19 protein-coding genes are annotated in these 20,641 nt (G+C 74.3%); 12 read left to right on the top strand and 7 right to left on the bottom strand.

Translation table 11 applies throughout. The features are described from left to right. Positions 1-280 precede the first annotated feature (280 nt). The 6 genes from ACLJTM_RS01920 to ACLJTM_RS01895 all read left to right on the top strand — a co-directional run bounded on the left by ACLJTM_RS01920 (position 281) and on the right by ACLJTM_RS01895 (position 6,932). Positions 281-487 carry a cold-shock protein gene (locus ACLJTM_RS01920; RefSeq protein WP_030009783.1) on the top strand — a complete coding sequence of 69 codons (207 nt, stop codon included), beginning with the start codon at positions 281-283 and terminating at the stop codon, positions 485-487. Positions 488-843: 356 nt separating this feature from the next. Further along, complete coding sequence (gene groL / locus ACLJTM_RS01915) at positions 844-2,466, top strand: chaperonin GroEL (RefSeq protein ID WP_266935216.1); 1,623 nt, start codon at positions 844-846, stop codon at positions 2,464-2,466. 231 nt (positions 2,467-2,697) lie between these two features. Beyond that, positions 2,698-3,951 carry an enoyl-[acyl-carrier-protein] reductase FabV gene (locus ACLJTM_RS01910; protein ID WP_411101560.1) on the top strand — a complete coding sequence of 418 codons (1,254 nt, stop codon included), beginning with the start codon at positions 2,698-2,700 and terminating at the stop codon, positions 3,949-3,951. A 66-nt stretch (positions 3,952-4,017) separates the two neighbouring features. Continuing rightward, positions 4,018-4,629, top strand: a complete 612-nt coding sequence (locus ACLJTM_RS01905; protein WP_411102249.1) for a phosphoribosylanthranilate isomerase — start codon at positions 4,018-4,020, stop codon at positions 4,627-4,629. A gap of 69 nt (positions 4,630-4,698) precedes the next feature. After that, the gene (locus tag ACLJTM_RS01900) at positions 4,699-5,436 is read left to right on the top strand and encodes a beta-glucanase (protein ID WP_411101559.1); all 738 of its coding nucleotides are present in this window, start codon (positions 4,699-4,701) and stop codon (positions 5,434-5,436) included. Between the two features lie 314 nt (positions 5,437-5,750). Continuing rightward, positions 5,751-6,932, top strand: coding sequence for a S8 family peptidase (locus ACLJTM_RS01895; protein ID WP_411101558.1), 1,182 nt, complete (start codon positions 5,751-5,753; stop codon positions 6,930-6,932). Positions 6,933-6,954: 22 nt separating this feature from the next. Here the strand turns inward: ACLJTM_RS01895 and ACLJTM_RS01890 are convergent, their stop codons facing one another. The 3 genes from ACLJTM_RS01890 to ACLJTM_RS01880 are packed head-to-tail and all read right to left on the bottom strand — an operon-like array spanning position 6,955 to position 10,351. Then, positions 6,955-8,487, bottom strand: a complete 1,533-nt coding sequence (locus tag ACLJTM_RS01890; RefSeq protein ID WP_411101557.1) for a PTS transporter subunit EIIC — start codon at positions 8,485-8,487, stop codon at positions 6,955-6,957. Positions 8,488-8,508: 21 nt separating this feature from the next. Further along, positions 8,509-9,432, bottom strand: coding sequence for an N-acetylmuramic acid 6-phosphate etherase (gene murQ / locus ACLJTM_RS01885; RefSeq protein ID WP_411101556.1), 924 nt, complete (start codon positions 9,430-9,432; stop codon positions 8,509-8,511). A 22-nt stretch (positions 9,433-9,454) separates the two neighbouring features. Further along, positions 9,455-10,351, bottom strand: coding sequence for a MurR/RpiR family transcriptional regulator (locus ACLJTM_RS01880; RefSeq protein ID WP_411102248.1), 897 nt, complete (start codon positions 10,349-10,351; stop codon positions 9,455-9,457). 255 nt (positions 10,352-10,606) lie between these two features. Here ACLJTM_RS01880 and ACLJTM_RS01875 point away from each other — a divergent pair, with 255 nt between their 5' ends. Further along, positions 10,607-10,978: a hypothetical protein gene (locus ACLJTM_RS01875; protein WP_411101555.1), complete on the top strand. Its 372-nt coding sequence runs from the start codon at positions 10,607-10,609 to the stop codon at positions 10,976-10,978. After that, positions 10,975-11,244 carry a DUF4031 domain-containing protein gene (locus ACLJTM_RS01870; RefSeq protein ID WP_411101554.1) on the top strand — a complete coding sequence of 90 codons (270 nt, stop codon included), beginning with the start codon at positions 10,975-10,977 and terminating at the stop codon, positions 11,242-11,244. Before ACLJTM_RS01875 ends, ACLJTM_RS01870 begins: the two co-directional genes overlap by 4 nt. A 77-nt stretch (positions 11,245-11,321) precedes the next feature. On the opposite strand, the gene ACLJTM_RS01865 is transcribed toward ACLJTM_RS01870, so the two are convergent. Then, positions 11,322-12,548, bottom strand: a complete 1,227-nt coding sequence (locus tag ACLJTM_RS01865) for a Cmx/CmrA family chloramphenicol efflux MFS transporter (RefSeq protein WP_411102247.1) — start codon at positions 12,546-12,548, stop codon at positions 11,322-11,324. A gap of 74 nt (positions 12,549-12,622) precedes the next feature. Further along, positions 12,623-13,288, bottom strand: a complete 666-nt coding sequence (locus ACLJTM_RS01860) for a hypothetical protein (RefSeq protein ID WP_411101553.1) — start codon at positions 13,286-13,288, stop codon at positions 12,623-12,625. Positions 13,289-13,428: 140 nt separating this feature from the next. Between ACLJTM_RS01860 and ACLJTM_RS01855 the strand changes: the two genes are divergently transcribed. Together ACLJTM_RS01855 and ACLJTM_RS01850 are read left to right on the top strand one after the other, a co-directional pair. Continuing rightward, positions 13,429-14,124: a copper homeostasis protein CutC gene (locus ACLJTM_RS01855; RefSeq protein WP_411101552.1), complete on the top strand. Its 696-nt coding sequence runs from the start codon at positions 13,429-13,431 to the stop codon at positions 14,122-14,124. A gap of 195 nt (positions 14,125-14,319) precedes the next feature. Continuing rightward, positions 14,320-15,408: a MerR family transcriptional regulator gene (locus ACLJTM_RS01850; protein ID WP_411101551.1), complete on the top strand. Its 1,089-nt coding sequence runs from the start codon at positions 14,320-14,322 to the stop codon at positions 15,406-15,408. Positions 15,409-15,428: 20 nt separating this feature from the next. Here the strand turns inward: ACLJTM_RS01850 and ACLJTM_RS01845 are convergent, their stop codons facing one another. Further along, positions 15,429-17,540 carry a HelD family protein gene (locus ACLJTM_RS01845; RefSeq protein WP_411101550.1) on the bottom strand — a complete coding sequence of 704 codons (2,112 nt, stop codon included), beginning with the start codon at positions 17,538-17,540 and terminating at the stop codon, positions 15,429-15,431. A 318-nt stretch (positions 17,541-17,858) separates the two neighbouring features. On the opposite strand from ACLJTM_RS01845, the gene ACLJTM_RS01840 reads away from it, so the two are divergent. Together ACLJTM_RS01840 and ACLJTM_RS01835 are read left to right on the top strand one after the other, a co-directional pair. Next, positions 17,859-18,044 (top strand): hypothetical protein, encoded by a 186-nt coding sequence (locus ACLJTM_RS01840; protein WP_411101549.1) that lies wholly within the window; start codon positions 17,859-17,861, stop codon positions 18,042-18,044. 150 nt (positions 18,045-18,194) lie between these two features. Beyond that, positions 18,195-18,959, top strand: a complete 765-nt coding sequence (locus tag ACLJTM_RS01835; RefSeq protein WP_411101548.1) for a glycosyltransferase 87 family protein — start codon at positions 18,195-18,197, stop codon at positions 18,957-18,959. Here the strand turns inward: ACLJTM_RS01835 and ACLJTM_RS01830 are convergent. Beyond that, a complete protein-coding gene (locus ACLJTM_RS01830; protein WP_411101547.1) occupies positions 18,917-20,560 on the bottom strand; it encodes a DNA repair helicase XPB in 1,644 nt (547 codons plus the stop codon). The genes ACLJTM_RS01835 and ACLJTM_RS01830 overlap by 43 nt on opposite strands. Positions 20,561-20,641: the final 81 nt, after the last annotated feature.

Raw genomic sequence — 20,641 nt, 5'->3', positions numbered from 1 at the left:
GCCGCATATGAACGGGCCGCGTGAGGGTCGACATCGGGTCAATGTGCAAGTGCGGTATGGGGCTTTGGCGCAATATGCCCGGCCCGAGTTGCCCGTGGATATGCCAAATTTTCACTCTATTTCAATCTTTCCCGGTGTCCTGAATTCTCGTCGGATTGACCTGTTGCAGACAGCACCCGCGCAGATACATTCAGCCTCGGTCGACGCGTTCCGACGCAGGTGAAGACCCGGGACCGCGAAGTGCGTTCCTGCGCAAGGGCCAGTAATAGGGGAGTTAGGCATGGCTCAGGGCACCGTCAAGTGGTTCAACGCGGAGAAGGGCTACGGCTTCATCGCGGTCGACGGTGGTGCGGATGTGTTCGTCCACTACAGCGCCATCCAGATGGACGGGTACCGCACCCTTGAAGAAGGTCAGCGGGTCGAGTTCGAGATCTCGCAGGGCCAGAAGGGTCCGCAGGCGGACATGGTCAAGCTCGCACTCGGCTGATCCCGGCGCGATCGACCGCCCACGCGAACGCCACGAGGGGCCCACATCCTGGACACGGGATGTGGGCCCCTCGTGCGTCGTGGCCGGCCGGCCCGTGTCCTGCCTGACTCGTGGGCCGGTCTTGACCCAAGCCGCTTGCACTCGCGGGGGGCGAGTGCTAATCATTGGCGTTAGCACTCTCCAAGTGAGAGTGCTACCGATACGAGGACCGGGCCGGTGAGGCCCGCAGGGTCCGGCGGGAAGGAACCGCCGGGCGTGCAGGCCGTCCGTCGCGGGCGCGGGCGCGGTCCGGAGCAATCCACCCCTTCCCCCATGGCCTACGGCATGGGAGGGACCCCCTGGGAGGACCACTTCAGATGGCCAAGATCATTGCGTTCGACGAGGAGGCCCGGCGCGGCCTCGAGCGTGGGATGAACCAGCTCGCCGACGCCGTCAAGGTCACCCTTGGCCCCAAGGGTCGCAACGTCGTCCTTGAGAAGAAGTGGGGCGCGCCCACGATCACCAATGACGGCGTCTCCATCGCCAAGGAGATCGAGCTCGAGGACCCGTACGAGAAGATCGGCGCCGAGCTGGTCAAGGAAGTCGCCAAGAAGACGGACGACGTCGCCGGCGACGGTACGACCACCGCCACCGTGCTCGCCCAGGCGCTCGTACGCGAGGGTCTGCGCAACGTGGCCGCCGGTGCCAACCCGATGGCCCTCAAGCGCGGTATCGAGAAGGCCGTCGAGGCCGTCTCCGCCGCCCTGCTCGCGCAGGCCAAGGATGTCGAGACCAAGGAGCAGATCGCTTCGACGGCCTCCATCTCCGCCGCCGACACGCAGATCGGCGAGCTCATCGCCGAGGCGATGGACAAGGTCGGCAAGGAAGGCGTCATCACGGTCGAGGAGTCGCAGACCTTCGGCCTGGAGCTTGAGCTCACCGAGGGCATGCGCTTCGACAAGGGCTACATCTCGGCGTACTTCGCCACCGACATGGAGCGTATGGAGGCGTCGCTCGACGACCCGTACATCCTGATCGTCAACTCCAAGATCGGCTCGGTCAAGGACCTGCTGCCGCTCCTGGAGAAGGTCATGCAGTCCGGCAAGCCGCTGCTGATCATCGCCGAGGACGTCGAGGGCGAGGCCCTGTCGACCCTGGTCGTCAACAAGATCCGCGGCACCTTCAAGTCCGTCGCCGTCAAGGCCCCGGGCTTCGGCGACCGCCGCAAGGCCATGCTCGGCGACATCGCCATCCTCACCGGTGGCACCGTCATCTCCGAGGAGGTCGGCCTCAAGCTGGAGAACGCCGGTCTCGACCTGCTCGGCCGTGCCCGCAAGGTCGTCATCACCAAGGACGAGACCACGATCGTCGACGGCTCCGGCGACAGCGACCAGGTCCAGGGTCGCGTCAACCAGATCCGCGCCGAGATCGAGAACTCCGACTCGGACTACGACCGTGAGAAGCTCCAGGAGCGCCTCGCGAAGCTGGCCGGCGGCGTGGCCGTCATCAAGGCCGGTGCCGCGACCGAGGTCGAGCTCAAGGAGCGCAAGCACCGCATCGAGGACGCCGTCCGCAACGCGAAGGCGGCCGTCGAGGAGGGCATCGTCGCCGGTGGTGGCGTGGCCCTGCTGCAGGCCTCCTCGGTCTTCGAGAAGCTCGACCTGTCGGGTGACGAGGCGACCGGCGCCAACGCCGTGAAGCTCGCGCTGGAGGCCCCGCTGAAGCAGATCGCCGTCAACGGCGGTCTCGAGGGCGGCGTCGTCGTGGAGAAGGTCCGCAACCTCACCGTGGGCTGGGGCCTGAACGCCGCGACCGGCGAGTACGTCGACATGATCGCCGAGGGCATCATCGACCCGGCGAAGGTCACGCGCTCCGCGCTGCAGAACGCCGCGTCGATCGCCGCGCTGTTCCTCACCACCGAGGCCGTCATCGCCGACAAGCCCGAGAAGGCCGGTGCCCCCGCGGGCGGCGGCATGCCGGGCGGTGACATGGACTTCTGATCGGCCCCTGGCTGATCGGCTGTTCTCGAACCGAGGGCGGCACCCACTCCGGACGGAGCGGGTGCCGCCCTCGGGCGTGTCCGGCTCCCGTGGTCGTGGGAACACGCCAAGTCCCGAGCATGATCATTGTCTGCTGCGGGTCCACCGCGTGCGGGCGCGCCGGAGCAGACTTGCAGGGCGCGGCAGGCCGGCCGCCGCGCCCGTGCCCCGGCCGACCCAAGGACCGTGATCGTGAACGAGCGTGTTCTCGCCCCCCGCAACCGGGGCTTCCTCTTCCTCGACTCCCACCCGGCGGGCTGCCGGCAGCTGGTCGCCGACATGTGGCAGGCCTGTCCCGCCCCTGCCCCGGCCCCCGCTGCGGCTCCCGACGGGGCGGGCGGGGCCGGCGGGGCGGCGGGGGACGGACCGGTCGCGCTGGTCATCGGCTCCTCCGCCGGGTACGGTCTCGCGGCCGTGCTCGCCGGGCTCAAGCGCGCCGGGATCCGCGGGATCGCGGTGTGCTTCGAGAAGGCGCCCACCGCCCGGCGCACGGCGACGGCCGGCTGGTACCGCACCGCGGCCACCGCCGACCTCGCCCGCGCCGCCGGACGGGACCTGGTCTTCGTCAACGGGGACGCGTTCTCCGACGCGGTGAAGGACGAGGTCGCCGACCTGGTCGAGCAGCGGTTCGGCGGCCGGCTGGACCACCTGGTCTACTCGGTGGCCGCGCCCCGGCGCACCGACCCCGACACGGGCGCCGTCTACGCCTCGGTCCTCAAGCCGATCGGCCGGGCCGGCCGCACCAAGACGCTCGTCTTCGACGGCGAGGGCGCCGCCGAGGTCCGCGAGGTGGAGACCGGGCCGGCCGAGGGCGACGACGTGGAGCAGACCGTCGCCGTGATGGGCGGCGCGGACTGGGAGCGCTGGATCGACCGGCTCGCCGGGCGGGGGCTGCTCGCCGACGGGTTCTCCACCGCCGCGCTGTCGTACATCGGCTCGCCGCTGACGGCGGAGATCTACCGGCAGGGCACCATCGGCGCGGCCAAGGCCCATCTGGAGGCCACCGCCCGCACCCTTGACGCGCGGCTCGCCACGCTGGTCGGCGGGCGGGCCGTGACCTCCGTCAACGGCGCCGCCGTCACCCAGTCCTCCACCGCGATCCCGGGCATCGCCCTGTACACCGGCTTGCTGCGCGGTGTCCTCGGCGAGGGCCTCGTCCCGCCGGTCCACCAGCTGGCCGCCCTGTGGGACCAGCTGACCGGCGCCGCCCCGCTCGCCGTCGACGAGGAGGGCCGGGTCCGCCTGGACGCCTTCGAACTGTCCGGCGCGGTCCAGGCGGAGGTGGCGCGGCGCTGGGCCGAGGCCACCACGGAGACCGTCGCGGGCCTGGCCGACCTCGACTGGTTCCGCACGGAGGTCCGGCGGCTCTACGGGTTCTCCGTGCCCGGCATCGACTACGCCGCCCCGGTCGCCACCGACGTCCCCTGGCCCCGCCCGACCCCCTGACGCGTGCCCGGTGGCCGGGACGGGGCAGCCGTGGGGCGGCGGATTTGGTTGACTCGGGGTATGAGCATGAGCCGAGCACCCTTCGTCAAGATCTGCGGCCTGAAGACCGCCCAGGACGTCGACGCGGCCGTGGAGGCGGGAGCCGACGCCGTCGGGTTCGTCTTCGCGCCCGGCAGCCCGCGGACCGTCACGGCCGCCGCGGCCCGGGAGCTCGCCGCGCGGGTGCCGGCCGGGGTGCTGACCGTCGGGGTGTTCCGGGCGCAGCCGGTGGCGGAGGTGCGGCGGTTCGCCGAGGAGAGCGGCGTACGGGGCGTGCAACTGCACGGCGAGGAGGGCCCGGAGGAGTTCGCTGCGCTGCGCGCCGTGGGCCGGACGCTGCTGCGGGCCACCGCGGAACACGTGCGCAGCTGCGGCGAGTACGGGGAGGACCTGCTGCTGCTCGACGCCCCCGACCCCGGCTCCGGCAAGCCGTGGAACTGGGGTTCCGCGGAGTTCACCGCGCCGCGGGGCCACTGGCTGCTGGCGGGCGGGCTGGACCCCGAGACCGTCGGCGAGGCCCTGCGGGCGACGGGGGCCTGGGGCGTGGACGTGTCCAGCGGGGTCGAAAGGGAGCGCGGGGTGAAGTCCCCCGCGCTGATCCGCGCCTTCGTGCGCGCGGCGCACGCCTCTGTTCGCTGAACGCAGTCATGCGATTACTCTGAGCGAGAACCGGAGGTTGGCCCGGTTTCCACCGGGCACAGCACAGGCATGGTCTCGGAAACGCTCGGATGGCTGCGGCGCCTGACCCGCCGCCTCGCCCCCCAGGACGGCGGGGGCCCCGTTCTCTTCGCGCCCCGCCGCGCCCCCGTCTTCACCGCCGACTTCTCCTCACCCGACCAGTGGGTCGCCGGCCGCTCCTGGGCCTATCCCGACGGCGGCCCGGTCAACCCCGGCGACAACAAGCTCGACCACCTCACCGCCGATCCCGCCTACAGCCGCTCCGGTGTCTTCCGGGCCACGCTGCGCCCGGACGGCAACTGGGACGCCGGGCTGCTCACCACCGAGGGCAGCGACCAGGGCTTCATGGTGCGCACCGGCGACGTGCTGGAGGCGCGGGTGAAGCTCCCGGTGGAGCGGGGCGCCTGGCCGGCGATCTGGACCTGGCGGGACGGCGGCCAGGAGATCGACGTCTTCGAGTACCACCCGGACAACCCGGACCTGCTGGAGCTCTCCAACCACGTCCGCGAGGCGCACCGCTACCACCGCGACCCGGCGGTACGGCCCGGTGCGTGGGTGGACCTGAAGGTGGAGTTCGGCCGGACGTCGGTGGTCTGGTGGGTCAACGGGGCGCGGGTGTTCGCCGACCGCCGTGGTGTGGGCCGCGGCTGGCACGCCTACCTGATCGTCAACCTGTCGGTGTCCGCCGGGCGCTACCACCCCGCGCCGGGCCCGGAGCTGACGGAGATGGCGTACGAGGTCGCGCAGTTGCGGGTGTACCGGGGCTGAGCGGCCGCCGGCCTCGGACGGCCCCGAAGCCGGCGGCGCCTGGGGTGGCGGCGGACCGTCCGGGTGATCCTCGTGGCGGGGCCGCGGGCCGTCCGGGCTCACCCGACCGGGGCGCGGCCGGTGCGGCGCGGGCGGGCCGCGCTGCCCGCACGGGCGGGACGGGCCGGGGCGGGGCGGCCGCCGGACCGTGCCGGGGGTTCGAACCGGCCCGGCGGGTGGCACCGATGGGAGGTGAGCCGTCCCCGCACGAGCACACGGTGCCGTGGGGGCGGCTCATCCATGCCGGTCCCTGCCCCCGTCCGGGAGTTCCCCCCATGCGCCTGCCCGCCCGTGCGTCCGCCGCCGCCCTGCTCTGCGTCATCCCGTTCACGGCGGGAGGCGCCTTCGCCGCGGCCCCGGAGCCGGTCCCGGCCCCGTTGAAGACCGCGGCCCGGCCGGTGCCCGGCCGGTACATCGTGACCCTGGAGAAGGGGGCGGACGCGGCGCGTGCGGCGAAGGAGCTGGGCCTTGAGCCGTCGTTCCTCTACGGTTCGGCGCTGAACGGCTTCGCCGTCCCGTTGACCCCCCGTCAGCTGGAGCGCGTCCGCAGCAGCCCGGCCGTCACCGCGGTCGAGGAGGACGCCGAGGTGCAGTCCGTGCCGCAGCCGGCCGGGGCGGGAGGGGCGCGGGTTCCGGCGGCCTCCTGGGGGCTGGACCGGATCGACCAGCGGGCACTGCCGCTGGACCGGGACGTCACGGTCCTGGGCGACGGCGCCGGGGTGACCGCGTACATCCTGGACACCGGCATCGACTTCGCCCACGAGGAGTTCGGCGGGCGCGCCAGGGCCGGTTTCGACGCCGTCGGCGACGGACGCGGCGGCCAGGACTGCCAGGGCCACGGCACGCACGTCGCGGGCACGGTGGCCGGGGCGACGTACGGGGTGGCGCGCAGGGCGGACCTGGTCAGCGTCCGCGTCCTCGGCTGCGACGGCACCGGGACGTGGTCGGGGATCGTCGCCGGGATGGACTGGGTGGCCAAGAACGCCCGGCAGCCCGCCGTCCTGAACGCCTCCCTGGGCGGGGACACCTCGGACGCGGTCAACGACGCGGCCACCGCGCTCTTCGACGCGGGTGTCCTGCCGGTGGTCGCGGCCGGCAACAGCGCGAAGGACGCCTGTCTGGTCTCGCCCGCGTCCGCCGCACGGGTGCTCACCGTCGCCGCCTCCGACGAGCGGGACGCACAGAGCGGCTTCTCCAACCACGGCCCCTGCGTCTCCCTGTACGCGCCCGGCCAGGCCGTCGTCTCCGCGAAGCTGGGCGGCGGCAGCCTGGCCCTGGACGGTACGTCGATGGCCGCCCCGCACGCCGCCGGCGTCGCCGTGCTGTACCGGGCGGCGCACCCGGGGGCGGGGCCCCAGGAGGTCATCGAGTTCCTGGAGGCGGAGTCCACCAAGGACGTGCTGACCGGCGTCGGCGCGGGCGGGCCGAACCGGCTGCTGTTCACCGGCGGCCTCTGACCGGTGTGCACCGGCGGCCCCGTCAGGGGGTGAGGGCCGGTTCCTTCGGCGCCGGGCCGGTGGACGGGGGCGGGGCGGCCGGGGCGGGGGGCGTGTCGAGGTCGGCCAGCATCCGGTCGGTGAAGCCGAAGAAGTAGGTGGCGAGGAAGCCCACCAGGTAGCCGATGCCGAGGCCTCCCGCGTAGACGGTGAGGCTGGCGGCCAGGCCCGAGGTGCCGTCCAGCAGGGGGAACAGGGCCCAGCCGGAGGGTCCGATGGCGGTGGAGCCGAAGGCGATGCCGACCTGGTGGGCGAGGCCCACGAAGGCGCCGCCGGCCGCGCCGCCGACGCAGGCGGTGACGAAGGGGCGGCCCAGCGGCAGGGAGACGCCGTAGATCAGCGGTTCGCCGATGCCCAGGAAGCCGGCGGGGAGGGCGGACTTGACGGTGGCGCGGACCGAGGCGTTGTGCGGGAGCCGGTAGTAGACGGCGATGGCGGCGCCGACCTGGCCCGCGCCCGCCATGGCCAGGATGGGCAGCAGCACCGTGTAGCCGGACTGCTCGATCAGCGTGGTGTGGATGGGGATGAGGGCCTGGTGCAGGCCGAGCATCACCAGCGGGAGGAAGAGGCCGCCCAGGACCAGGCCCGCGAAGGCGCCGCCGCCGGCGAGGAGCCGGTCGGCGAAGGTGCCGATGGCGGAGGAGGCCTCGCCGGCGAGGAACATCAGGCCGAACAGGGTCACCAGGCCGGAGACCAGCACCGTGAGGGTGGGGGTGACCAGGACGTCCAGGGCCTCCGGAATCCGCTTGCTGCACCACTTCTCGATCCGGACGGCGAGCAGGGCGGCGGCGAGGGCCCCGAGCACGCCGCCCTGGCCGGGGGAGAGCTGCTGGCCGAAGGCGTCGATCTTGGCGACGCCCGGGAAGACGATGACGGCGGCGACCGCGCCGCCCAGGACCGGGGTGCCGCCGAACTCCTTGGCGGTGTTGTAGCCGACGAAGACCGCGATCAGGGACATGAACCCGGAGGCGATCGCCGCGAGGGCGGGCACGACGGCGGGCAGCCAGCCGAGGTTGGTCAGCAGGCCGTTGAGGCCGGCGATGATCCCGCAGCCGATGAGGGCCGGGATCAGGGGGACGAAGATGTTCGCGATCCGGCGCAGGAAGAGCTTGAAGGGGGTGGCGTTGCGCGCCTTCCGCGCCGCCTTCAGGGCGGACCCCTGGGCGGCGAGCCCGTCCGCCGTGACCGGGGCCGCCCGGTCACCGGAGGGCCCGGGGCCGGCGGCGGGGGCGGCGGCGGGGGCGGGCTGCGCCGTGCGGCCCTCCTCGACCAGGGCTTCGAACTCGGGGGTGACGCGGGCGACCGCGCCCGGGCCGAGCACGATCTGGTAGGTGTCGTCCTCGACGACGCCGAGGACCGCGGGCAGCGCCTTGAGGGCTTCGTCCTGGACCAGGGCGCGGTCCCGCAGGGCGATGCGCAGCCGGGTCATGCAGTGCGCCGTCGACAGGACGTTGTCCGGGCCGCCGACCAGGGGGAGGATCGCGGCGGCAGTGGCGCGGTTCTTGTCAGTGGACATGGGGTCGCCTTGCGTCGGGGGTCAGCTGGTCTGGGCGAGGGCGGCGCGGAGGTGGCCCTGCGAGGCCGTGAGGAGCTCGGCGGCGCGCGCGCCGTCGACCCCGCCGAGGACCACGAGGATGGCGTCCTTCACCTCGCCGCCGGTGGCGGTGAGCGCGGCCTCGATCTCCTCGTCGGGGGCGCCGGTGGCCAGGGCGACGATGCGGCGGGCGCGGGCGTACAGCTTGTCGTTGGAGGAGCGCATGTCGACCATCAGGTTCCCGTACGTCTTCCCGAGCCGGATCATCGTGATCGTCGAGATCATGTTGAGGACGAGCTTCTGGGCGGTGCCCGCCTTCAGGCGGGTGGACCCGGTGAGCAGTTCGGGGCCGACGACCACCTCGATGCCGTGCTCGGCAGCGGCGGCGAGCGCGGATCCCGCGTTGCAGGACAGGCCGGCGGTCAGGGCGCCGCGGGCGCGGGCGAAGGCGACGGCGCCGACCGCGTACGGGGTGCGGCCGGAGGCGGAGACGCCGATCACCGTGTCGTCGGCGGTCAGGGCGAGGGCGGTGAGGTCCGCGGCGGCGAGCTCCGCGGAGTCCTCGGCGCCTTCGACGGCCTTGACCATGGCGGAGGGACCGCCCGCGATCAGGCCGAGGACCTGGGCGGGGTCGGTGTTGAAGGTGGGCGGGCACTCGCTGGCGTCCAGCACGCCGAGCCGGCCGGCGGTGCCGGCACCCGCGTAGACGAGCCGTCCGCCGCGGGCCATGCGCGCCGCGACGGCGTCGATCACTGCGGCGATCTGCGGCAGCGCTCCGGCGACGGCGGCGGGGACGGTGGCGTCCTCGGCGTTCATGGTGCGGACGATGTCGAGGGTGGAGAGCCGGTCGATCTCGGCGAGTTCGGGGCGGAAGGCCTCGGTGGTCAGGGTCTCCAGCTGGGCGCGCAGTGCGGCGTGGGCGGTCATGGGGCGGCTCCTGGCGGTTCGGTCAGCGCGGGGTGGCCGGGCCGCGCCTGCCGCCGGGGACGGTGGCGCGGTGGCGGGGTGCGAGCGCCTCGTAGGAGGCGGCGAGGGCGGGCGCGGCGGTCTCGTAGGTCTGCTGGGCGACGCCGACGAAGAGGCAGTCGACGACGAGGAGCTGGCTGGTCCGGCTGGACATGGCGGCCGGGCGCAGCTGGGTCTCGCGGGCTGCGGAGGTGGCCAGGACCAGGTCGGCGTAGTGGGAGACGGGGGCGTTCGGGCGGGCGGTGAGGGCGATGGTGGTGGCGCCGCGCTCGAAGGCGGTGCGCAGCGGGTCGATCACGTCGTCGGTGGCGCCGGAGTGGGTGATGGCGACCGCCACGTCACCGGGGCGCAGCTGGACGGCGCCGGTCACGGCGAGGTGGGGGTCGGCGTGGGCCTGCGCGACGAGCCCGATGCGCAGCAGCTTCTGCGCCAGGTCCTGGCCGACGAGGGCCGAGGCGCCGATGCCGTAGATGTCGATGCGGCGGGCGGTGGCCAGGGCGGTGACGGCTCCGGCCAGCTGGGCCAGGTCGAGGCCGGCCGCGGTGTCGGCGAGGGTCTGGGCCTCTTCCCGGGCGAGTTTGGCGACGACGTCGGAGAGGGGGTCGTCGACGGCTATGCCGACGGTGACGGCGGGGGCGGCGCCGGACTCCTGCTGGGCGGCCAGCGCGGCGAGGGCAAGGCGCAGGTCACGGTAGCCGGGGTAGCCCAGGAGGCGGGCGGCGCGGACGACGGTGGCCTCGCTGGTGCCGGTGTGCTCCGCGAGGGCGGTGACGGTCAGGCGCGAGCAGCCCGCCGGGTCCTCGGCGACGGCCTCGGCGACGGCCAGTACGGACCGCGTCATGGAGGGGCCGAGGCTGCGCACGCGCGCCCGCAGGGCCATCCCGGAGGGTACGGGCACCGTGCCGGCCTGCGCGGCCGTGCCGGCCTGCGCCGGGCCTGCCGGGTCCGGGGCGGCCGGGTACGGGGCTGGCGGGGTGCCGGGGGCCCGGCGCCGGGGCGAGTGGCTGGAAGTTTCCTTCGCGTTCGTGCTCACGGCTGAAACTTATTTTCGCCGAGGGTGGGCGTCAAGGCGCCATACGTCACAGCGGGGAAAGGGCCTTGGCCAGGTTGGGCCGTACGGGGCCACAATGAGGCCATGGACCACGCGACCCCCCTGGAGCAGGCGCTGCACGTCGCCCGCGCACTCGTTCTCGCCGACCTCGCCGCCGGCCAGGTCGCCGATGCCGATGTCGTCTCCCTCGTCGAGGACTCGGTCACGCACCGCCGGTGGTGGGTGGAGCAGTGGCCGGAGGGGGTCGACTACCTCGCCGGGCTCGTCGCCCAGGACGTGCAGGACGCGCTGCTGGAGAAGTACGGGCGCTGGCCGCTGTGCCCGGTCTGCAACCACGGCGACCCGCATGCCCTGGACGTGGAGCCGGAGCTGGGCCCCGATCCGCACTGGGTGTGCTCGGAGGCGGGCGTGAAGGTGGCGGCCGTCGGCGGCCTCGGCACGGTCTTCGGCCGGTGACCCTCTACATCGACCCCCCGACCTGGCCGGGTCACGGCCGCATGTGGTCGCACCTGGTCAGCGACGTGTCGTACGAGGAGCTGCACGCCTTCGCGGCGGCCATCGGCTGCCCGCCGCGGGCCTTCGAGCGGGACCACTACGACGTCCCCTCGCACCGGTACGCGGACGCGGTCGACGCGGGCGCGGTGCAGATCGGCAGCAAGGAGCTCGTCGCCCGGCTGACGGCGGCGGGCCTGCGCCGCCCGAAGGGCCGCCCCCAGCCGTAACCGGCGTAGCGGACCGGGCGCGGCCGAGGAACGCCCGCGTCCCTGTCCGCGGCCCGGTCCGCCGGGCCGCCGCCCGCTCAGGCGCGCGCGGGCTCGGCCGCCGGGACCGTGGCGGGACCGGGCGCCGAGGCGGCGACGACGCGGGCGGCGCGGGGCGGCGTACGCCGGTCCAGGCGCAGGGAGACCACCGTGAGGGCGATCGCGGTGACCGTCATGGCGGCGCCCGCCCAGGCGGTGGCGGAGAAGCCGAGGCCCGCGTCGATGACGGTGCCGCCGAGCCAGGGGCCGCCGGTGTTGCCGAGGTTGAACGCGGCCGTCGTGGTGGCGCCGGCCAGGGTGGGCGCGGCGCCGGCGACGTTGAACATGCGGGCGTTGAGCGCCGGGGCGGTGAAGAACGCCGAGAAGCCGAGCAGGAACGACAGCGCGATCGCGGCGGCCTGCGTGGAGGCCAGCAGGGCGAGCGCCGTCAGGAAGGCGGTCGAGGCGGTGATGCCCCAGAGCAGCACGCCGAACAGGTGCGCGTCGGCGACCCGGCCGCCGAGGGTGGTGCCGGCGAGCGCGCCGACGCCGAAGAGGCCGAGGATCCAGGGGACCCACTGGGAGTCGAGTCCGGCCACGTCCGTGAGCAGCGGGGACAGGTAGCTGAAGGCGCAGAAGACGCCGCCCGCGGCGAGGGCCGTGACCACGATGGACAGCCACACCTGCCGGTCGCGGTAGATGCGCAGCTCCTGCCCGAGGCGGGGCTTCTCGTCGGGCAGCGGGATCTTCGGGATCAGGGCGAGGATGCCGGCGAGGGCGACGGCGGAGGCCGCGCCCACGGACCAGAAGGCGGAGCGCCAGCCCAGGTGCTCGCCGAGGAAGGCCCCGGCGGGGACGCCCAGGACGTTGGCGATGGACAGGCCGCCGATCATGACGGCCATCGCGCGGGCCCGCTGGTGGCGTTCGACCATGGCGATGGCGACGGCCGCGCCGACGGCCCAGAACCCGGCGCAGGCCAGGGCCGAGACCACGCGGGAGGCGAAGAGCAGCTCGTAGGTGGGGGCCAGTGCGCCCGCGACCTGTCCGAGGCCGAAGAGGCTGATCAGCGTGACGAGGGTGGTGCGCCGGGGCAGCCGCAGGGTGGCCACGGCCAGCAGGGGCGCGCCGATCACCATGCCGATGGCGAAGGCCGATATGAGCAGGCCGGCCTGCGGGATGGTGACGCCCATGTCCTCGGCGATCGGCGGCAGGAGCCCGGAGAGCATGAACTCGCTGGTGCCGAGTGCGAAGACGGACAGGCCGAGGACGTAGACGGCGACGGGCATGCGGGTGCGTGTGGCGGCTTCGGGCATGTATCTCACCAACCGTGCCGAAACGGATGACATTCCCCGGGAATGTGTCAGCCCTGTGAATCCAGCAGTGCCAGCTCGGTGGCGAGGTTGGTCCGGGCCGGGCCCTCCCAGTGGGCGGTGCCGTACGGGGTGCGGAAGAGCCGGGGCAGGCCGAGGAGCCGGCGCAGTACGGCGGTCCGGCCGGTCCGGAAGGCGTCGTCGGGGACGAAGCCGTACTCCTCGCGGACGGCGGCGGCGTAGGCGGCGTACGCGGCGGGGGCGCCGGCCAGGACCGCGAGGTCGGCGTCGCAGAGCACCTCGCCGTCCGTGTCGCCGGGGGCCGGGTCGTGGGTGACGGTCAGCCGGACCAGGCGGGCCACCTCGGCGGTGCGGGCGGCGCCGATGCCGAGTTCGGGCAGGGCGCGCTCGGCGAGGGCGGCGCTGCGCTCCTCGTTCTCGGAGCGGTCGGGACGGTAGACGGCGTCGTGGAACCAGGCGGCGAGGCGGACGGCGGCGGGGTCGGCGGCGTACGGCTCCAGCGTGTCGACGTGCCGCAGGACGGCGGCCAGGTGGGCGGTGGTGTGGTAGCGCCGCTGCGGCTCCGCCCAGGCGGCGAGGAGGCGGTCGGCGTAGGGGGCGGGGTCGGCGGCCGCGTCCGCGCCGGCTGCGGCGACGGTGGCCCGCCAGCGGGCTCGGAGGTCCGTGGTGTCGGTGTGCGGGGTGCCTGTGTCCATGCGCACATTGTGGGGGTGGCGCGATTGTGCTGGTGGAGCCGGGGCGCAGGCCCGTACCCTGGATATTGGACTAGACCTATTTCCCCTACGGGCCGTATGGCCGTACGGGCCCCGCGAAGTGTGCCGAAGGATGGGATCGAATGAGCAACCGTGCGCTCCTGGAGGTGATCGCCCTCGACGCGGAGGACGCGGTCGCGGCCCAGGCCGGTGGGGCGGACCGACTGGAGCTGGTCACCGACATGGCCGCCGACGGGCTCACCCCGCCGCGCGAGACCTTCGCGGCGATCCGGGCGGCGGTCGACATCCCGCTGCGCGTGATGCTCCGCAAGGCCGACGGGTTCGCGGCCGGGGACGCCGCGCAGCTCGCCGTCCTGGTCGAGGAGGCGCGGGCGCTGCGGGCCGAGGGCGCCGACGAGTTCGTCCTCGGCTTCCTGCACGCGGACGGCAGCCCCGACCTCGGCGCCGTGGAGGCGGTGGTGGCGGAGCTGGGCGGCTGCCGCTGGACCTTCCACCGGGCCATCGACCGCGCGGCCGACCGCGACGGCCTGCGCAAGGCGGTCGCGGACCTGCCCGGGCTGGACACCTACCTGACGGCGGGATCGGCGGCCGGCGTCGAGGACGGGCTGGCGGTGCTGGTCGCCGAGGCGGCGCGGCGGGGCGAGCCGGGGTACGGGCCCCGGCTGCTGGTCGGCGGCGGTCTGACCCTCGGGCACCTGCCGGAGCTCCGCGGGGCGGGCATCGACGCGTTCCACATCGGCGGCGCGGCCCGGCCGGACGGCTGGGGCCGCCCGGTCTCCCCCGAGGCCGTCGCCCGGTGGCGGTCCGCACTGGCCTGACGGGCGGCCCGGCGCCGGTCGGCTCGGCGCCCGTCGGCCCGGCGCCCGGGGTCCGCGCGACCGAACGCCGGACGCCGGACGACGGGCGCCGGGCGCCGGATGTCGGACGCCGCCGGGCGGGCCCGGGCACGCCCGGCGGCCCGGGTTGACCCTCGACCTGGTGGAGGGCGCAGAGTCCCGGGTGTGGAGAACACCATGCGCAGCATCGGAGAGATGGCCCGGGACAGCGGGCTGAGCGTGAGCGCCCTGAGGTTCTACGACGGCGCCGGGGTGCTGGTCCCGGACCGGGTGGACCCGGTGAGCGGCTACCGCTGGTACGGCGCCGGGCAGTTGGACGAGTCCCGGCTGCTGGCCCGGCTGCGCCGAACCGGCATGCCGCTGGCCGACATCCGGCTGGTCCTGGCCGGCTGGTCCGGGACGGACACCGACCTGGTGCTCCGGCTCCTGGACGCGCACCTGCGCCGCCTCGAAGCAGGGCTGTCCGATGCCCGCACCGAGTTCTCCGCACTCCGAGCGCTACTCGCCTGCAGGGAGAACCCCGTGACCACACCCCCGACCGCCGTCCTGCGCCTCACCGTCCCCGCACCCGCACTGGCCGCCGCGCTGGACGCGGTCCGTTTCGCCGCCGGCAGCGACCCGGAGCTGCCGGTGCTCGGCGGCGTCCTGTTCGACGCCGAGGGCCCGGCGCTCCGCGTCGTGGCCACCGACCGGTACCGGCTGGCCGTCGCCCGGAGCGCCGCCGACGGCCACGACGGGCCCCGCGTGCAGGCCATCGTCCCCACTCCGCTGGTCGACGCGATGCGGGCGCTGCTGGGCGACGACCCCTCCGTCCGGCTCACCGTGGACGGCGGCCGGGTGGCCCTGGAGACGGGCGACCGGCAGGTGGCCGGCCGGTGCCTCGACCACGACTTCCCCGACTACCGCCGCCTCGTCCGCCTGCCGGCGGGACGCCGCGCCCCCGTCGACGCCGCGGCGCTCCGGGAGGCGCTGGAGCGGGGACCCGTCCGGGGCGGCGGGGGGCGAGAGCAGGACGGCTCGCCCCGCGGGATCAGCGTGCTCGCGGTGGGGGACGACGGCCTGGTCACCGTCTGCGGCGGCGAAGACGGGGAGGGCGGCCCGGACCGGATCGCCGTCGACCGCGGGTTCCTCCTGGACGCCCTCGCCGCCGCAGGCGGGGAGGAGCTGTTCCTTGAGTACGGCGGCCCGACGGCACCCCTGGCGGTCCGCCGGACCGACACCGAGGAGACCTTCTCGCTCCTGATGCCGGTCCGCCTGGAGGACTGACACGGCTGCCGCCCGGCGGCTCAGGCGAGGGCGGCGGGGAGCGGGTCGGCGTGCAGGAGGGTGAGGCCGGAGACGGCCCGGGTGAGGCAGACGTAGAGGCGGCGCAGGCCGGTCCGCTCGTCCGGTTCGCCCTCGACGATCGCGGCGGGCTCGTCCAGTACCACGTAGTCGTACTCCAGGCCCTTCGCCAGCGAGGCCGGGACCAGTGTCAGCCGCGACTGCGCCGTGGTCTCCTCGCCCGGCGACAGGTACGCCATCCCCGCCTGAGCCAGCGCCTGCGCGAGCACCGGGACCCGCGCGTCCGCCGCGATCAGGCCGATCGAGCCCTCGTACGCGAGGGAGTCGCGGCAGGCCGCCACCACCGCCGCCGGCAGGTCCGCCACGGGGGAGACCACCAGTGAGCCCGGCGCCTCGCGGACCGAGGCGACCGGGGCCAGCCCCGGCGAGATCGACGGCAGCAGCCGGGAGGCGTACGCGATCACCTCGCGCGGCACGCGGAAACCCGCCGTCAGCTCTTCCACCAGCGCCTGTGGCTTCCCCAGATGAGTCAGCGCCACCTCCCAGCTGCGGGTGGCCCAGGGGGTGGTGCCCTGTGCGAGGTCGCCGAGCACCGTCGCCGAGCCCGTCGTGCAGCGCCGCCCCACCGCCCGGTACTGCATCGGCGACAGGTCCTGCGCCTCGTCGAGCACCACGTGGCCCAGCGAGTGCGTCCGCTCCACCAGGTCCGCCGCCTCGTCGACGAGGACCAGGTCCGCCGCCGACCACTTTGCCGACTTCACGCTGCGCGGCGGCTTCGCCCACAGCAGGAGTTCCTGCTCCTCCGCGCACAGGAGGCCCTCGGCGTGCAGCGCGAGGAACCCGGGGTCGGAGAGGAGGCGCAGGACGAGCTTCGCCGGTTCGACCGCCGGCCACATCTGCTTCACCGCGGCCTTGACCGCCGCGCTGCGGGCCACCGCGTCCTGCACGCGGTCGTCCGGTGCCTCGCCCGCCTGCTCCATCCGGACGAGCACGGCGTGCGCGATCCGCCGGGGCAGCGCCTCGCGGGCGGCGCCGTAGCGGATGTCCCGGTCCAGGAGCTCGGTGACCAGCTCTTCCAGCTCGTACGCGGGAATCCGCCAGCGGCGCGAGCCGCGGACCACCATCAGCGCCTCGGTGGGCAGGGAGACGTGCGAGCGGACAGCGCGGCGCAGCACCTGCGCCATGCGGGCGTCGCCCTTGACGACGGCGGTCGCGGCCGGGTCGGCGCCGCGCACCTCCAGTCCCTCGCGGGCCACCAGGTCGTCGACGGTGGCCTGCTTGACCTCCAGCTCGCCGAGGGCGGGCAGCACCTGCTCGATGTAGTGGAGGAAGGAGCGGTTCGGCCCGATGACGAGGGTTCCGGTGCGGGCGAGCCGCTCGCGGTGGGCGTACAGCAGGTAGGCGACCCGGTGCAGGCCCACCGCGGTCTTCCCGGTGCCGGGGCCGCCCTGCACGCACACCGAACCGGACAGGCCGGAGCGCACGATCTCGTCCTGCTCGGGCTGGATCGTCGCGACGATGTCCCGCATGGGGCCGACGCGCGGCCGCTCGATCTCCTGCTGGAGCAGCCTGCTGACCGCGGTCGCCTCGGCGGGGTCGCGCAGGTGCTCGTCCTCGTACGCGGTGAGCTCGCCGCCCGTGTAACCGAAGCGGCGGCGCAAGCCGATGTCCTGCGGGTCCTTCCGGGAGGCCCGGTAGAACGGCTGGGAGACCGGCGCGCGCCAGTCGATGACCATCGGGTCGCCGCCGGCGTCGTGCACGTGCCGGCGGCCGATGTAGAACTGCTCGCCCTCCGCGCCCTCGGCGAGCTCCGCGCCGGGGGAGTGCACATAGTCGAGACGGCCGAAGAAGAGCGGGGTGTGGGCGAGGTCGGCGAGGGCCTTGATGCGGTCGTCGATCTGGGCCTGGAGGACGACCGCGTTGACCCAGTTCGCGGTGACGTCGCGGATGTCGAGGGACTCGGCGTCCGCGCGCATGGCGCGCAGCGCGGACCGCGAGGCGGCGAGGTGGGCGCGTTCACGGGCGAGCGGGTCGGTGCCGGCTGCGTCTGCGTCTGCGTCTGCGCCTGCGGTGTCGTGGGGCGCGGTGTCGGATTCCGGGGCGTGCGCGGGCACGGGACTGCCTCCAGCTGCTGCTGATGATCGGGGTGATCGGTACGAACAGACGGCCCGCCGGTTGCCGACCGGCGAGCGGCTCTCCCCGACGTGCGGTGGGAGGCGGCAGGAGCGGAGATTCTAGCCATCGGGGCGCGGCGGCGCGAACGGTTTCCGGGCGTCGGCAGCCGTCTGGGCCGGAACGCCCGTACGGGTGGGGGTCGGCCTGGAGTAGGGGGTCCCGGGGGCCCGTATGGGCCGAGAGGGGGAGACCGGGCGCCCCGGGGTTCCGCCCCTCGGCCGATGCGCCGGGCGGGGGCGCCGACCCACCATGGATCCATGAGCACCGCAACCCTCGCCCCGGCCCGGGGCCGCCGCCCGAGCGGCGCCACCGCCCTTTCCGACTCCCGCCCCCGCACCGGCCTCGGCGGCGTCCTGCGCGCCGCGAAGGTGTTCGCCGCGGCCACCGTCAGCGTGGTCCTGCTGGGCGAGTACGCCGAGGACGCCGGCGTCGCCCGCCGCTGACGCACCCACCGGCCCACCGGCCCACCGACCACCGGACCTCCGGGCCACCGACCACCGCGCCACCAACCCCCGGACCTCCGACCGCCGGCCGTCCGGCGGGGCTTGGCCGGATACCGCGGACGGAGCCGGGTGATCCACTAGGGTCGCGCCGTGATCCGGACCACCGACGCCAGCCGCTCGTCCTCGTCGTCCGCCGGCGCCCTGCTCAGCGGGCCGCTGCTCGCGCTCGGCGTGCTCTGCGTGGCCCTGCGGATCCCGATGGCGGACGCCTTCGCCGACGGCCTGTCCACCGCCGAGTGGCAGCCGCCGTCCGCGTACCCGCCGTTCGCGGCGATCCTGTTCACCCCCGCCGCCTGGCTGCCGCCGGGGCTGCTGCGCGCCGTGTTCGTCCTCGGCAACGCCTGTCTGCTCGCCCTGCTGGTGCTGTTGTCCTGCCGGCTCGCCGGCCTGCCCGCCCGGACCGGGCCCGTGCTCGCCGCAACCATCGCCGGGCTGTGGCTGGAGCCCCTGTTCCAGGCCCCGCTGCCCGCCCAGATCAACCTGGCCCTCGCCTGCCTGGCCGTATGGGACCTCGGCCGGCCGCAGGCGGCGCTCGGCAAGGGCTTCGCGCTGGGCATCGCCGCCGGAGCCACCCCGGCCTCGGCGGTCCTCGCCGGGTACCTGCTGCTGACCGGCCGCGTCCGCGCCGGGCTGACGGCCCTGGCCGCCTTCACCGGCACCGCGCTGCTGGGGCTGCTCGTCCTGCCCCAGGCCTCCGCGGAGTTCTGGGCCCGGCACCTGCCCCTGGGGGACTGGTCACGGCTGTGGGTGTGGGCCGTCCCCCTGACGGCCGTCCTGATCGCCCTGGTGGGCCGGGCGGCCGCCCGGGGCCGTCAGCCCTCGGCCAGCAACTCGTCGGCGTCCATGATCCGGTAGGCGTAGCCCTGCTCGGCCAGGAAGCGCTGCCGGTGCGCCGCGAAGTCCTGGTCGATCGTGTCCCGCGCCACCACCGAGTAGAAGCGGGCCTCGTGGCCGTCGGCCTTCGGGCGCAGGACGCGGCCCAGTCGCTGCGCCTCCTCCTGGCGGGAGCCGAAGGTGCCCGACACCTGGATCGCGACCGTGGCCTCGGGCAGGTCGATGGAGAAGTTCGCCACCTTCGACACGACCAGCACGCTGATCTCGCCCTCCCGGAAGGCGTTGAAGAGCTTCTCCCGCTGCGCGTTGGAGGTCTCGCCCTTGATCACGGGGGCGTCGAGGTGCTCGCCGAGCTCGTCGAGCTGGTCGATGTACTGGCCGATGACGAGGGTCTGCTCGCCCTGGTGCTTGCGCACCAGCGCCTCCGTGACCTTCCGCTTCGTCGCCGTCGTCGCGCAGAAGCGGTACTTCTCCTCCGTCTCGGCGGTCGCGTACGCCAGCCGCTCCGACTCCGTCAGGTTCACGCGGACCTCGACGCAGTCGGCCGGCGCGATGTAGCCCTGCGCCTCGATCTCCTTCCACGGAGCGTCGAAGCGCTTCGGCCCGATGAGGGAGAACACGTCCGACTCGCGCCCGTCCTCGCGGACGAGGGTCGCCGTCAGGCCGAGGCGGCGGCGGGCCTGCAGGTCGGCGGTGAACTTGAACACCGGCGCGGGCAGCAGGTGCACCTCGTCGTAGACGATCAGGCCCCAGTCCCGGGAGTCGAAGAGCTCCAGGTGCGGGTAGACGCCCTTCCGCTTCGTGGTCAGGACCTGGTACGTCGCGATGGTGACCGGCCGGATCTCCTTGCGGGTGCCGGAGTACTCGCCGATCTCCTCCTCGGTCAGCGAGGTCCGCTTGACCAGCTCGTGCTTCCACTGGCGGGCCGAGACGGTGTTCGTGACCAGGATCAGCGTCGTCGCCTTCGCCATGGCCATCGCCCCGGCGCCCACCAGCGTCTTGCCGGCGCCGCAGGGCAGCACGACCACACCGGAACCGCCGTGCCAGAAGCCCTCGACGGCCTGCTGCTGGTACGGGCGCAGCGCCCAGCCGTCCTCGGCCAGGTCGATCTGGTGCGCCTCGCCGTCGACGTACCCGGCGAGGTCCTCGGCCGGCCAGCCCAGCTTGAGCAGCGTCTGCTTGATCTGGCCGCGCTCGGAGGGGTGCACGGCCACCGTGTCGGCGTCGAGCCGCGCCCCGACGAGCGGGGTGATCCGCTTGGAGCGCAGGATCTCCTCCAGCACCGGGCGGTCGGTGCTGGTCAGCACCAGCCCGTGCACCGGGTGCTTGCTGAGGGTCAGCCGGCCGTAGCGCGCCATGGTCTCGGCGACGTCGACGAGCAGGGCGTGCGGCACGGGGTAGCGGGAGAACTCCACGAGCGCGTCGACGACCTGCTCGGCGTCGTGCCCGGCGGCCCGCGCGTTCCACAGGCCCAGCGGGGTGATCCGGTAGGTGTGGATGTGCTCGGGTGCCCGCTCCAGCTCGGCGAAGGGAGCGATGGCCCGCCGGGCGGCGCCGGAGAGTTCGTGGTCGACCTCCAGAAGGAGGGTTTTGTCGCTTTGGACGATCAGTGGACCATTCACGCGCGGCGCCCCGTTTCACTCAGGTCAAACCTCCAGTGTGCCGTACGCCCTGGTGACACGGAACCCGCCGCCCCACGGCAC

This window comes from Streptomyces sp. cmx-4-9 (assembly GCF_046548835.1).
Lineage (GTDB): Bacteria > Actinomycetota > Actinomycetes > Streptomycetales > Streptomycetaceae > Streptomyces.
This window is presented reverse-complemented; position numbering and strand designations above follow the sequence as displayed.

Bases quoted from the DNA above. Each gene is read 5' to 3' on its own strand.
- ACLJTM_RS01920 (WP_030009783.1), top strand. From the start codon at position 281: ATGGCTCAGGGCACCGTCAAGTGGTTCAACGCGGAGAAGGGCTACGGC.
- ACLJTM_RS01865 (WP_411102247.1), bottom strand. From the start codon at position 12,548: ATGCCCGTCGCCGTCTACGTCCTCGGCCTGTCCGTCTTCGCACTCGGC.
- ACLJTM_RS01890 (WP_411101557.1), bottom strand. From the start codon at position 8,487: ATGTCCACTGACAAGAACCGCGCCACTGCCGCCGCGATCCTCCCCCTG.
- ACLJTM_RS01855 (WP_411101552.1), top strand. From the start codon at position 13,429: ATGAGCAACCGTGCGCTCCTGGAGGTGATCGCCCTCGACGCGGAGGAC.
- ACLJTM_RS01875 (WP_411101555.1), top strand. From the start codon at position 10,607: ATGGACCACGCGACCCCCCTGGAGCAGGCGCTGCACGTCGCCCGCGCA.
- ACLJTM_RS01840 (WP_411101549.1), top strand. From the start codon at position 17,859: ATGAGCACCGCAACCCTCGCCCCGGCCCGGGGCCGCCGCCCGAGCGGC.
- murQ (WP_411101556.1), bottom strand. From the start codon at position 9,432: ATGACCGCCCACGCCGCACTGCGCGCCCAGCTGGAGACCCTGACCACC.
- ACLJTM_RS01895 (WP_411101558.1), top strand. From the start codon at position 5,751: ATGCGCCTGCCCGCCCGTGCGTCCGCCGCCGCCCTGCTCTGCGTCATC.
- ACLJTM_RS01860 (WP_411101553.1), bottom strand. From the start codon at position 13,288: ATGGACACAGGCACCCCGCACACCGACACCACGGACCTCCGAGCCCGC.
- groL (WP_266935216.1), top strand. From the start codon at position 844: ATGGCCAAGATCATTGCGTTCGACGAGGAGGCCCGGCGCGGCCTCGAG.
- ACLJTM_RS01850 (WP_411101551.1), top strand. From the start codon at position 14,320: ATGCGCAGCATCGGAGAGATGGCCCGGGACAGCGGGCTGAGCGTGAGC.
- ACLJTM_RS01900 (WP_411101559.1), top strand. From the start codon at position 4,699: ATGGTCTCGGAAACGCTCGGATGGCTGCGGCGCCTGACCCGCCGCCTC.
- ACLJTM_RS01905 (WP_411102249.1), top strand. From the start codon at position 4,018: ATGAGCCGAGCACCCTTCGTCAAGATCTGCGGCCTGAAGACCGCCCAG.
- ACLJTM_RS01880 (WP_411102248.1), bottom strand. From the start codon at position 10,351: ATGGCCCTGCGGGCGCGCGTGCGCAGCCTCGGCCCCTCCATGACGCGG.